The following is a 12211-nucleotide window of genomic DNA, read 5'->3' as shown; positions in this document are numbered from 1 at the left end:
TTTGTAATTTAACACTCTTCACCCAAAATATAATCATATGAAAATCAACAGCTATGTACAGACAAGGCTTTATATATTATTATGCGGTCTATATTTTCTGTTTAGCTCCTGTTCAGAGCCTATTCCGGCATCAAAGGTTACAGATATTTCTGATATCAAAGCGGTGATTGATATCTACCAGACTTTAACTGATCAAAATGACAACAGCATTTCCGTTAGTTTATACGACAGAAAAGGTAAAATGTTTGGCAACGATTCGGTAAATATTACCGTGAATGGCAAAAAAATAGACTACAAAATTGTACAGGGACTATATTATACCAAAACGTATCTATATCACACAGAGAAGATAGCGCCGGAAAATAATCAATATGAGTTTCAGATTCAACTGGCGAACGGTAAAAAGTTTTTCCTGGGCAGTGTTCCTTCCCTTAAATTAAGCAGTGCAAGAAATATTATCTATAAAGAAGAGGTACCATTAAGTCAAGATTTCTCTATCCATTGGTCCGGCCTTCAGGATGTAAACGTGTTGTATCTGTCTAAAACCGTTAAAGTAAACACCAAAGAAAAAAGCAATGTGGAAACCTTTATGGAACAGCCCGGAGATACCATAAAAATTGGACCGGCAGGAACTTACACCCTAAAAAAAGAAAAATTTTCCAAACCTGGCGAAACGTTAGATATTCTGGCATTTCAATTCACAGCAGAGAAAACCGGAACCGTCAATCCTAAGCTGTTAAAAGGAAGTAGCAGTAAAATCAACGGATACCATGATGAACATACAACCTTTAAATAATACGGTACTCTTAAATTTTCAGATAGGATATTCCTGTGAAGAATATCTCAAACTTTATATAATCATCAATTATGCAAAACACTAAAATCCAGGAAGAATGGTTCTCAAAAGGAGAGCAGTATGCTAAAGAAATTAATGAAATGGTTGACTTCGGTGAAAAAAACGGTTGGGAAAACTGGAAAGGCAAAGAACCTGAAGATACAAGATCCCATCTTGCTGAAGCGGTATTTAACCTGCTTAAAACAGCCAACCAGAATTACGATACAGAAACTTTCAGAACACATTTCCCACCGGCCCACACACCTATAATTCCTTTAATGGAAAACAAAGCTCAAAGTATCGAGCAGCTGCAATTCATTGCTGATGAAAAGATTGTTTTTATGACGGGAACTTCTTATGAAAAAAGACAGGCTTATCTGCTGGATCATGATCGGGTGACCAAACTTGACGAAAATATTCAGGCAGTTGGAAAATCAAAACAAGACAATGTTTTTGCGATAGCAACTGATGGTAAAATATCAATTTATAAAGGCTGGGCCGGAGAACTTATCAACGAATTTCAATTGGGCCAGACTATAGAATCAGGAATTACAGAGCTGATCCCATTCAACGACGGAAGCAAAATTATTTTGGTTACCTCATTCGGAATCTATCTAATTTCTAAAAATGAAGAAAGGCTCATCCATCCCCTGAATGAAGATAACGAAGAAGACTGGACACCAGATATTGATATGGAAAACGCAACGCTTTCTCATGACAATTCCTATATTGTGGTAGGAGATCAAAGTTATGACCACAGAATTTTAGATGCAAATGGCAATACGTTAGGTTCCATTGGAGCACAATCTTCATATCCACATTTCTGTCTGTTTGCAAAAGATGACAGCCAGCTGATTACCAATTCATGCCACTTTTATAACGGAATAACCATCGGAATCAATTCCGATCAATATGTAGGTGCTGATATTGAAGCGTATACGGAAAGTGATGATTATACCATTATCGATGAAGAAATGAGAGTCTACGCTGGTACTGCTGCAAAAAACTATTACATTCTTGGCGATGCTTACGGCTACATCAAAGCATTTGACAAAGATGGAAACCAACTTTGGAGGCACTTTCTGGGTTCTACCATCTCCGGAATGACTCTTTCAGATGATGGGAAAACGCTTTGGGCAGCTGCCCATTCTGGTATTTTACATAAACTCAAATTAGACCAGGGCCGCAGAGATACCCACACCATTGGCAACGGAAATCATAATGAAGAATTCAGGCTGCTGATCTGGAAAGATGAGCCCCAAATCTGGAAATGGTAACATCTTACTATGATTGACTCATATTCTGAAATCAAAATGCTGAAAAGAGGTAAAACGGAAGTCTTTACCAGACTTTTTGTATTTTAGTTTCACAAAAATCACAATTTATAAATCGGGACAGCAATCACTCATGGAAAAATACGCACAATCGTCAGACGGACAGAATATTCACTATAAAGAAAGCGGAAAGGGAAATCCTTCCATACTATTCGTACATGGATGGCTCGGCAATGCAGAATGGTGGAACGGCCAACAGGAATATTTCAAAGACAAATATCACATTGTACAGATGAGTCTTGCTGGCCACGGAAAATCGGATGCCTCCAGAAAAGAATGGTCAAGCGAATCCTATGCAGAAGATATCAAAGCAGTAGCCGACCAGATCGATTCTCAGGAGATCATTCTTGTAGGACACTCGATGTCAGGAGCCTACGTTCTGGAAGCCGCTTCAAAAATTCCTCAGGTAAAGGGTCTTATTCTAATAGATACCGTAAAAGATCTTGATGAAACTTTTACGGATGAACAGGCTGAGTAATATTTATTCGTGCATTACCGTAATGATTTTAAAAATGCGGTTGAAAATATTCTTCCTCAATATCTTTTTGTGGAAAAAACACCTTCTGATGTGAGAAAAAAACTACAGAATGAATTCCTCCAAAACACATCGGAAACAGCAATCAATCTGCTAAGACCTTTGTATAAAACAGATTTCAGGGAAGCTGCTGTAAAAATTCAGGTACCGGTAAGAGCCATCAACTCAGATAACTCTCCTACTAATCTTGAAAATAACAGAAAATATTTAAATGATTACAATTATGTGGAAATAACCGGAACAGGCCATTACCCAATGCTGGAAAATCCAGAAAAATTCAATCAATTACTTGAACAGACCATTAAAGAACTCATCTAAATTATTCACGTTAACTCTTTATCATGCCACATATTTCTACGAAAAAAGAAGAACTTTCACGAAAAGAAAGAAGTGAGGAAATTCTTAAAAAAGAAGGAATAAAAATTAATTTTAACCTTCCCCACATAGAAACAGAAAAGGAAACAACCCTTCGAACTTCTGAAGAAATCGCTACCAGAGTTACCATTCTGGCTATTACCAACTTGGTTGCTTTTGACAGTATAGACGCAGAAGAAGCCATCGGCTATCTGGAAGACTGTAATCTGTGGCAGTATACTACGCCGAATGAAAAAGATTTCCTACAGCATCCTACAGAAGATAAAAAATTTCAGGAAACCTGGAAATGCGAATGCATCTGGGTTTTATTGTGGGCATTACAAATTGTTGATACGCTTCCTTTTCCCAATGAATTATGTGACTTAAATGATGTTCCTGCAGAAAACTATCCTGTAGGCGGCGATAAAGATCCCAATGATTTCATCAATACTCCTTATAACATCCGTTCCAAATCGGAAATACTGGATGCTAATGATTTGTACTACAGATACCATTGGGCCTGTGTTGATGCCCGCATTAACCACCTGGAAATGACAACGGTAGATCCCGGCATCGTGTATGAAAGACATTATGCTTTAAATTGGCTGATTACTTATATGAATCAGGAGTGGGATGATATATCGTGTGATACGTAATCAACTCTTTACAATATACGGCCGCTCTCTATACAGGGTGGCTTTTTTGTTTCCAAATTCTACAGAATTCTTTCTTCAATTCAAAAAACTTTCGGAGATTTGCAGTATGTGCGTTATATATACATTAATGAAATAAAAAACAATTCAACAAACATACAGTAAAACTTAGATAAGTTTTCTTCGGGGCAGGGTGCAATTCCCTACCGGCGGTTACAGTCCGCGACTCCTTTTTAACGAAAGGACTGATTTGGTGAAATTCCAAAACCGACAGTTACAGTCTGGATGGGAGAAGAAAATGAAACAATCAATAAGGCTATCTTATGGACTTATTGGCCGTATTTCATTTCCATGGACCGAAGTGTATTTTAACTTTTAACAGTAAAATAACATGGAAAAATTACTAGAAAAATTCGGACTTACGTCCAGAGAACGTGTAGAAAATGCACTTCTTACATTACAACAAGGCAAAGGAATTCTATTGGTAGATGATGAAAACCGCGAAAATGAAGGTGATATCATCTTTCCAGCCTCCACCATTACAGAACAGGACATGGCCCTTTTGATCCGCGAATGCAGCGGGATTGTCTGCCTGTGTATTTCTGAAGAGAAAAGTAAGCACTTGAATCTTCGTCCCATGGTGGAAACCAATAACTCTAAAAATCAAACCGCATTTACCATTTCTATTGAAGCTAAAGAAGGTGTTTCTTCCGGGGTTTCAGCGAAAGATCGTGTCACAACGATCAGAACTGCTATTGCACAGAATGCTATCGCCGAACAGATCGCAAGTCCTGGTCATGTTTTCCCGTTAATCGCCAGAAAAGACGGTGTTTTTGAAAGACGCGGCCATACGGAAGGCAGTGTAGATCTTGTAAAATTAGCCAACCTGGGAGATGATGCCGTACTGTGCGAATTAACCAATGAAGATGGTTCTATGGCAAGACTTCCGGAAATTGTAGATTTTGCGACCAGAAAAGGAATGAGCGTTGTGACTATTGAAGACATCCATGCTTACCGCAAAATGATCATCAGCAACTAATCATAGTAAGAATATAGCGCACAGAATAACCACTCAATTTTAATGGGTGGTTATTTTATTTAAATATTTCATTAAAAACAAGTTACATATAAATTAAAAAATGCTGAACCCAAGAAATACAACGTTTATCAAAAGAAATCTTTGATCATATAATAGAATAATCCGCCTTGTTTCAGGGCGGATTATTTATTGTGATTATTCTTTAGATTTATATTATCGCTGATAATATAGATTGTGCAGATTTTTTTTAAACTATATTTTAAAATTAAACTCTATTAAAAAGTAGCCGCAGGTGCCGTATCATTATTCAGCTTTCTCTGAATCTCCGTTTTCTTTCCTTTTGAGAAATCATAACTTAGTCCTAAAACAAACATCGATTTGTTATTCATGATCTTTGTATCTACATTATAGTTGACTAAACTTTCCGGAAGACTTTTGGTTTTATATTGAGAAGGCATTCCCATCCAATACATCCCGGTCGTGAAAGACCAGCTTTTCAGTTTATATCTTGCGAAAATATGGTTTTGATTTTCATTGGTATTCAAAAAGGCACCGCTCAGCGTATAGACAGGAATATTAAGCTGATACTGGATGCTGAAAGATTTATATTCTGAGGACACCACAAAGTTATTGGCGAGATAATCATTTTTAATCAATGCTCCCGTACTGGTTTTTACTGTTTCGGATGCCGGTGTAAGAACAGCTTTTATTACCAGGAGACTGCTTCCGAAAGGTTTATAGGATCCCGAAAGCTGTAATCCATACCGCTGGGCATTTTTCCCGTTCTCATACGTAAGAGCATATCCTCCGAACGTATCGTCTACCACATAATATTGGTTAATAATTCTATTGGTGTAACGGTAAAATAAATTCGCATTAAAATCGAAATGCTTATTATTAAAAGAATAAATCAGATTATTCGCGAAAGTTTGCTGTGACTTCAGGAAAGGATTTCCTTTTTGTACAATATTAGGAGCCATCTGCACTACATTGCTGCTCAAAGCACTGCTCCATGGACTCGTAGGACTAAAACTACTGGTTAAACGAAGGCTCTGATTATTTTTCAGCTGGTAGCCTAAAATAAGTTTCGGAGTGAAAGACCATTCATCAAAAGTATTGGCTGCACTTTTATTATGGATATTGGTAACCCCTGCCCCAACACGATAGCTGAATTTATTGACCTTTCCCGAATATTCTGTATAAAAATACTGCTCCAGGTAGTTAACGCTGTATTCAGAGTAGCCTGCAAGGTTATTCAGGTCATTGGAAATAGAAGTATTTGAAATACGGTACCCGGAAGATAACTTTCCACCTTTAAAATCATGGGTATGAGCTAACTCCCCTACAAAATCGGTCTGTTTTGTATTAAGAATCATATCATTATCGTATACAGAAATTCCTGAAGGAACAATCCATTCTTTCGCAAATTCAGTGGTATTGGTGGTATAATGGGAACCCACAACATTAAGACTTACTTCATCTTTCTTGCCTATCTTTTTTGAGTAATACAAATCTAATTTCGGGATAACGTAGTCTGAAGCATTGTTTTTAAACATCGCGTGTTCTTCACTGAAATCATCTTTTTCAAAAATACTCTGCCCCGTTCCCTTAGAAAACCTGCTGAAAATATCCATATTCAGCTTTGCCTGAAAAGCATAATCATCGGGTACTAATCGGGTATAACGCAGCGCAACATTCTGGAAAGTATACCCAAAATGATCGGTACGGTTTTCATCCGAACGGTAATGCTCACCATTCAGATTATAATCATAAATACTTTGAGCTTTTCTATTGTCGTAGTCTCTGAGGTTAAGGGAATATTCCAATCCAAAATTATTCTTTCCTTTGGTAAAATTTGCATAGGCAGAAGCATTAACAAAACCTGTAGTTAAAGCAGAACTCACATCTGCTCCAAAAACATATCCCGTTTCTGTAGATCTGGTGATAATATTGACTACTGTATCGGCTCTTGAAGCCCATCTTGCCGGAGGAATATCGTAATACTCCACTTTTACTACTTCGCTGGGTGCTACACTCCGAATCTGAAGGTCGGTAGCTTCAATTCCGTTGATCAGAAATAAAGAAGTTCCTCCTTTTGTACTGGTAATACTATTTGAGATCGGATCCAATTGCAGTTCCGGCAAGGTTTCCAGTAAATCTTTTGCATATCTTGCTTTCTCAAGCGCTTCTTTATCAAAAGTATATACTGATTTATCGGCAAACTGTTTTTTACGTTGTGATTTTAAGATTACTTCCTGAATCTCTTTCGTTTTCAATGGGTTAATGGTGTCTTTTTTTACATTTTCCTGCGAGTATACAAAAACGCCGCAAAGAAAAAGTACAGAACATATAGTTTTTTTCATATAAAAAAGGAATATCATCTATAAGACCGCTAATATGCGGTATTTATTACATGTATTCCAAATGGAGTATGTGCTAAAGTTCAAATTATTGATAAGCAATAGTTAATTTTTCACCAATTAGTGTTTTTTAATTAATTTTTGCCCGTTTTTTGCTTATTTTTCACCAAACACCAACCACTAAAATATAAGATCATGAAAAAATACCTCATTTTAATCCCCGGTTTTCTGTTTTCAGGAATGGATGCACAGGAAACAACTGTTGTTCCTTCGGAAAGAATGAACATCATTAAGACGAATGTTACAGCCTACGCCTTCAGAAATATCAATCTGTCGTATGAAAGAGCCATTAACCAATGGTTTTCAGTGAATATAGGATTTGGTACGATGACGGAAGGAAAAGTGCCCTTCATCAATGCATTTTTGAATGATGAAGATGAAAAAAAGTTCCAGAACCTTAGGATAAAAGCGACCAACTTCACTATAGAACCTCGTTTCTACATCGGAAAAGGGTATGGAAAGGGATTTTATTTTGCTCCTTATTACCGGTATTCCAAAGTGTCTTCCAATACTTTTGATTTCTATTATGACTATACTGCAGTAAATGCCGCTACTTACCAGATTCCTCTTAAAGGAACAGGAAGCACGAATGGAAACAGTGGCGGACTTATGGTAGGAGTTCAGTTTTTCCTTACCAGAAGCCAAAACTTAGTCTTGGATTTCTGGATTGCAGGTGCCCATTACGGCAGCGGAAAAGGTGATTTTACCATGACCAGCGATTATGTCCTTACTCCTGAAATGCAGGCACAGCTTAAGCAGGAAATTGAAAAAATGGATATTCCATTTGTCGATTATACCGTAGAAACCAATGCAAACGGTGCCAAAATAAAGATTGACGGGCCATGGGCAGGTTTCAGAAGCGGATTGTCTTTGGGGTACAGATTTTAAAACATAATTATTTTTTACCGTCTCGTCTCGGAGCATTTTTATCTATTGATGAAATTTGTATCTTCGAAGCACTTTACATCAAAAAAAATGATAGAACTCATCCGTGAAAACAAATTTGAAGAATTAAAAGAAGTTTTGAAAAACTCTGAACACCCGAGGGTTCATTACTTTCTTGCTGAAATTTTAAATGGCAAAGAGGTCGAGATTAAGGACGAAAGTTTCTTACCTCCTCAATATCAGACTGAATTTCTGGAAGGTTTACAACTGTATAAAGCATTAGAGCAGTCTTCAATAGGCACAGATTCATTAAGAAAATTCTCAAATCTTCTGGTGCATTTATCATTTATCATGAGCAGCTACATCCATGTTCTTTCTGATGAGGCAATGAGCCAGGGTGTTTACCTTACGGATCTGGGACATATTAAGGAATACAAACTTAATCCGGAAATAAGAGGACGTATCCAGGAATTTATAGATCTGTTGAAAACCAAAAGCGGAGAAGAAAAAGCCATTGCCAATCTTGCTTCAGCCAAAGCCAAAATAAGCAGTTCTATCGGTAATATCCTTGAGAAGTATGAAATCGGAGATGACATGCTTCAATTCGCCCAATATTTTGAAAATGTAGGTGAAATTGAGATTGCCATAAGAATCCATCAGGGAATTATGAATGACTTTGAATGTGATTCTGTAAAATTAAGTAGCGGACTTATCCCTGAAATGTCTCATGTAGACGACAGACCGGAAGAAGAAATTGAGGTTTTCAATAAAGCTAAAATGCATTATGAAAGGCTGACAGGACATGAAATAGAAGAACCTAACAGAGTTCATGTCAAAGACAGCCCTGCGGCCCAAAACCTGGCGGAAATAGATTCTTCCCAAAACGAAAATATCCACAATCCGGAGGAACAGAAAAAAACTTCTGACTATAAAAGCACACCCGCTGAAAAACCAGAAGCAATGGCTTCTCCATATCCTCCTGGGACAAGACAAAATACTGAATCTAAAGCAGGTTTTTTAGAAAAATTAAAAAGAATTTTCAGAAAGAATTAATATTGCTCCTTCATTAATAATATGAATACATCCTCCATCACCACCGCCCAGCGGATCAAAGCGATCGTCGGCGGATCGATAGGAAATCTTGTAGAATGGTATGACTGGTATGCCTACGCTGCCTTTGCGATCTATTTTTCCAATTCTTTTTTCCCGGATTCGGATCTTAATGCACAGCTGATGAACACAGCTGGAATATTTGCAGTAGGCTTTCTTATGCGCCCTATCGGTGGATGGCTGTTCGGAAGTATCGCAGATAAAATCGGAAGAAAAAGAGCCATGACGCTTTCTGTTCTCCTGATGTCATTCGGTTCTTTGCTTATTGCCCTTACTCCAACCTATCAAAGCATAGGCATTTTAGCACCTTTATTACTTTTACTGGCCAGATTGCTCCAGGGATTGAGTGTGGGTGGAGAATATGGAGTTTCAGCAACTTACCTCAGCGAGATGGCAACTGAAAACAGAAGGGGATTTTATTCAAGTTTCCAATATGTAACTTTAATTGGCGGCCAGCTGATTGCTTTAGGAATCCAGCTTATTTTACAGAAATTATTACTGACAGAAGCCCAGCTTGAAGATTGGGGATGGAGAATTCCTTTTGTAATCGGGGCATTACTTTCTGTTATCGCTTTATATTTAAGGGCCAATCTTCATGAGACTGAAGCATTCGAGAATAAAAAAAATGTCAGCGAAAAGAAAAAAGGAAGCATCAAAGAACTTCTGAAACATCCTCAGGCATTGCTTACTGTAGTAGGACTTACGTTAGGAGGAACTTTAGCTTTCTACACCTATACGACTTATATGCAGAAATTCCTGGTGAATACGGTTCATCTTACCAAAGAGGAATCTACGCTGATTTCATTTATTTCGCTCTTTATATTTGCGTGCCTGCAACCTGCATTTGGAGCATTGTCTGATAAAATAGGAAGAAGACCTTTATTGTTAGGTTTCGGGATTTTAGGCACATTATGTACCGTTCCGCTTCTTACTGCTTTAAGTACGACGACTTCAATGTGGGGCGCATTCTTTTTGATTATGGCAGCTTTGCTTATTGTAAGTGGGTATACGTCGATTAATGCTGTTGTGAAGGCAGAACTTTTTCCTTCCGAAGTAAGAGCTCTTGGGGTAGGATTACCATACGCCCTGACTGTAGCTATTTTTGGAGGAACCGCCGAATATATTGCACTTTGGCTTAAGCAGGCTAATATGGAAAACTATTTTTACTGGTATATCACGGCCTGTATTTTCCTTTCACTAGTGGTGTACGCCAGAATGAAGGACACGAAAAAAACCTCAACCTTAGATCAAGATTAATATACTTATACCAACAACAACCGCCACAGAATCTGTAGCGGTTGTTTATTTTTAATGGTAGGCCTGTTTGAATTTTTCAATCATATTGTCCAGATTATGACGCTGAACATAGACACTCTTTACATCATCATACCTCGGAGATTTATAAAAAACCTCATGAAAGTCCATGCTTCCATTTCCAACTTTCACTACTTTCTGTACTTCGATATTCAACTTTTTTAATTCCTCTTTAAAGGTTTGGAATTCATCTTGGATATTATTCATTTATATTTTTTGGATTTAATTTAAAAATTTTAACTTTACTCTACACACCCTTCAACATATAAAGGCTAGTTTTAAATATTTAATAAAATTAATGATTTTTCCAATATAAACACTGGGTAAAGATCACTTTTTTTAATTAATTTTAGTATAGTGCAAAAACTATACCTATTTCTGTAGTGATTATTGCATAAACAATTTCTAGAGTTTTGAAAAACAGCAATTTGAAGAAGTAAACACTCCGTAATATTTTATCATTTACAGGAGGAAAAACTCAATGGCTCTGATGTTTTTTATTTAATTTTGAAGAAATGGTTTTTTCCTTTAAAATGGGGATACCAGTCCATTCTATGAGTAATAGTGGATGCAAAAACTTAATGATATGAAATTAAAAAAAATAGGACTTGTAGGAGGAATAAGCTGGGTTTCAACAATGGATTATTATCAATTCATCAATGAAGGGATCAACCGCCAACTGGGTGGGTTACAGTATGCAGAATGTATGATCTACTCCTTGAATTTTGCAGACATCCAGGAAAAAACATGGGAAAACTCCTATGATCTGCTTCTCAATGCCTGCAAGAATTTACAGAGAAGCGGTGCGGAAGCCATCGTATTATGCGCGAATACTGCCCATTTATTTGCCGACCGCCTGGAAAAAGAAATTCAACTTCCTTTTATTCATATTGTAACAGAGACGGCCAAAAAGATCAACAGCACCGGACTTACCACCGTGGGGCTTTTAGGAACCATATTCACCATGGAAATGGATTTTTACCGGAAAAAATTAGAACATTTCGGAATCCAGGTCCTGACACCGGAACTCAAAGAAACAAGGGAATATGTGCAGCAGACAGTGAAAGAAGAATTGGGAAGAGGGATTGTCCTTCAGGAAACCAAAGAAAGATATATGGATATTGTTGATGACTTACTACAACGGGGCGCACAAGGGCTTATTTTAGGCTGTACAGAAATCCCATTGCTGCTGAACCAGACAGACTTTTCAATTCCTGTATTTGATACTACAAAGATCCATTCTGAAGCGATTGTAGAGTACGCATTATCTTCTTACGATCAGAAACAGCTGTTATAAAAGATTTAACTTTATCCTGATTTTCTTATCTACTATAAAAACAAACCTATGAAAAACCTGCAATTATTCCTCGTTTTGCTCACCCTTTCTTTTGCTGGATTATCCGCTGCCCAGCAAAAAAATGACATTAAAATAACTGTTAAAGATAAGAAAGGGAAGCATGATGTTCCGTCTCAGAAAGAAAAACTGCCTCATTTTATTCAATTTGGGATCATGTCCAAAAACCATGAAAACTTCAGATCCAAATACAAAACGGATGTGGTCTACGAAAACTGTGTGATAAGTCCTACCCTATCCCAGCAGGCTAAAGAAAACAACCGTGCACTTGCAAAAAATTTAACGGCTCAGTATGGTGATGCATGGAAAAAAGATCTTGGAATTATTCCTTATGGTTTATAATGTAAGCTCCCTTATGATACTATAAAAAAAGATACT

At 37.3% G+C, this 12211-nt stretch carries 13 protein-coding genes and 1 riboswitch; of the genes, 11 read left to right on the top strand and 2 right to left on the bottom strand.

Annotated elements, in window-relative coordinates:
* Positions 1 to 37: 37 nt before the first annotated feature.
* From SB679_RS14065 to ribB, 6 genes are all read left to right on the top strand, one after another.
* Complete coding sequence (locus SB679_RS14065) at positions 38 to 796, top strand: hypothetical protein (RefSeq protein ID WP_410702923.1); 759 nt, start codon at positions 38 to 40, stop codon at positions 794 to 796.
* 71 nt (positions 797 to 867) lie between these two features.
* Entirely contained in the window at positions 868 to 2112 is a 1245-nt protein-coding gene (locus SB679_RS14060; protein WP_410702922.1) for a hypothetical protein, read from the top strand.
* Between the two features lie 130 nt (positions 2113 to 2242).
* Complete coding sequence (locus SB679_RS14055; RefSeq protein ID WP_410702921.1) at positions 2243 to 2647, top strand: alpha/beta fold hydrolase; 405 nt, start codon at positions 2243 to 2245, stop codon at positions 2645 to 2647.
* 9 nt (positions 2648 to 2656) lie between these two features.
* Positions 2657 to 3022, top strand: a complete 366-nt coding sequence (locus tag SB679_RS14050; RefSeq protein WP_410702920.1) for an alpha/beta fold hydrolase — start codon at positions 2657 to 2659, stop codon at positions 3020 to 3022.
* A 23-nt stretch (positions 3023 to 3045) separates the two neighbouring features.
* The gene (locus tag SB679_RS14045; RefSeq protein ID WP_410702919.1) at positions 3046 to 3714 is read left to right on the top strand and encodes a DUF4272 domain-containing protein; all 669 of its coding nucleotides are present in this window, start codon (positions 3046 to 3048) and stop codon (positions 3712 to 3714) included.
* A gap of 172 nt (positions 3715 to 3886) precedes the next feature.
* Positions 3887 to 4012, top strand: a riboswitch (FMN riboswitch).
* Positions 4013 to 4102: 90 nt separating this feature from the next.
* Entirely contained in the window at positions 4103 to 4750 is a 648-nt protein-coding gene (gene ribB / locus SB679_RS14040; RefSeq protein ID WP_410702918.1) for a 3,4-dihydroxy-2-butanone-4-phosphate synthase, read from the top strand.
* Between the two features lie 275 nt (positions 4751 to 5025).
* Here ribB and SB679_RS14035 read toward each other — a convergent pair whose 3' ends face one another.
* Positions 5026 to 7113, bottom strand: a complete 2088-nt coding sequence (locus SB679_RS14035) for a TonB-dependent receptor plug domain-containing protein (RefSeq protein WP_410702917.1) — start codon at positions 7111 to 7113, stop codon at positions 5026 to 5028.
* 192 nt (positions 7114 to 7305) lie between these two features.
* Here SB679_RS14035 and SB679_RS14030 point away from each other — a divergent pair, with 192 nt between their 5' ends.
* The 3 genes from SB679_RS14030 (at position 7306) to SB679_RS14020 (ending at position 10422) form a co-directional block, all read left to right on the top strand.
* Positions 7306 to 8058, top strand: coding sequence for a DUF3575 domain-containing protein (locus tag SB679_RS14030; protein ID WP_410702916.1), 753 nt, complete (start codon positions 7306 to 7308; stop codon positions 8056 to 8058).
* An 87-nt stretch (positions 8059 to 8145) separates the two neighbouring features.
* Entirely contained in the window at positions 8146 to 9108 is a 963-nt protein-coding gene (locus SB679_RS14025) for a hypothetical protein (protein WP_410702915.1), read from the top strand.
* A gap of 21 nt (positions 9109 to 9129) precedes the next feature.
* The gene (locus tag SB679_RS14020; RefSeq protein ID WP_410702914.1) at positions 9130 to 10422 is read left to right on the top strand and encodes an MFS transporter; all 1293 of its coding nucleotides are present in this window, start codon (positions 9130 to 9132) and stop codon (positions 10420 to 10422) included.
* A gap of 51 nt (positions 10423 to 10473) precedes the next feature.
* Here SB679_RS14020 and SB679_RS14015 read toward each other — a convergent pair whose 3' ends face one another.
* Positions 10474 to 10686, bottom strand: a complete 213-nt coding sequence (locus SB679_RS14015; protein WP_034710397.1) for a hypothetical protein — start codon at positions 10684 to 10686, stop codon at positions 10474 to 10476.
* 379 nt (positions 10687 to 11065) lie between these two features.
* On the opposite strand from SB679_RS14015, the gene SB679_RS14010 reads away from it, so the two are divergent.
* Both SB679_RS14010 and SB679_RS14005 read left to right on the top strand, forming a co-directional pair.
* Positions 11066 to 11776, top strand: a complete 711-nt coding sequence (locus SB679_RS14010; protein ID WP_410702913.1) for an aspartate/glutamate racemase family protein — start codon at positions 11066 to 11068, stop codon at positions 11774 to 11776.
* Between the two features lie 48 nt (positions 11777 to 11824).
* Positions 11825 to 12175, top strand: coding sequence for a hypothetical protein (locus SB679_RS14005; RefSeq protein ID WP_410702912.1), 351 nt, complete (start codon positions 11825 to 11827; stop codon positions 12173 to 12175).
* Positions 12176 to 12211: the final 36 nt, after the last annotated feature.

Origin of the sequence: Chryseobacterium sp. SIMBA_029 (assembly GCF_046535275.1) — a bacterium.
GTDB lineage: Bacteria > Bacteroidota > Bacteroidia > Flavobacteriales > Weeksellaceae > Chryseobacterium.
The sequence above is the reverse complement of the archived record's forward strand: the minus strand, read 5'-3'. Positions and strand labels throughout refer to the sequence as shown.